The sequence below is a fragment of the Paenibacillus xylanexedens genome (assembly GCF_007676705.1).
Taxonomy (GTDB): domain Bacteria; phylum Bacillota; class Bacilli; order Paenibacillales; family Paenibacillaceae; genus Paenibacillus; species Paenibacillus xylanexedens_C.
The window spans coordinates 1-256 of the sequence record NZ_VEBF01000436.1 but is presented as its reverse complement, the minus strand read 5'-3'; the positions used below and the strand labels follow the sequence as shown (position 1 = coordinate 256).

Genomic DNA, 256 nt, shown 5'->3' with positions numbered 1-256 from the left:
GAAACGGGAAGTAGGGAAAATTGCAGAAGAGGGTGGGTTGTATAGGGGAAAGAAAAAAGAGAGTAGAGGTGTGTGGTTGATCGGGGAAGGGAAGTTGAAAGAGTTGGTGAGTAAGTATGTGGGTGGGAAAGGGGGAGAGATGGTTGATATGGGGAGTGGTGAAGTGAAAGGGGGCGATGAGGGTGTGATGTAGTAGACACTTGGAGAGCGTGAAGGTCTTGGGATTGGTGGTTCGGGGAATGGTGAGGGGTGGTTG

At 50.8% G+C, this 256-nt stretch carries 1 pseudogene; it reads left to right on the top strand.

The features are described from left to right. Window positions 1-193, top strand: a pseudogene (locus tag FS628_RS30750) (tRNA 2-thiouridine(34) synthase MnmA); the annotation flags it as partial. Window positions 194-256 lie beyond the last annotated feature (63 nt).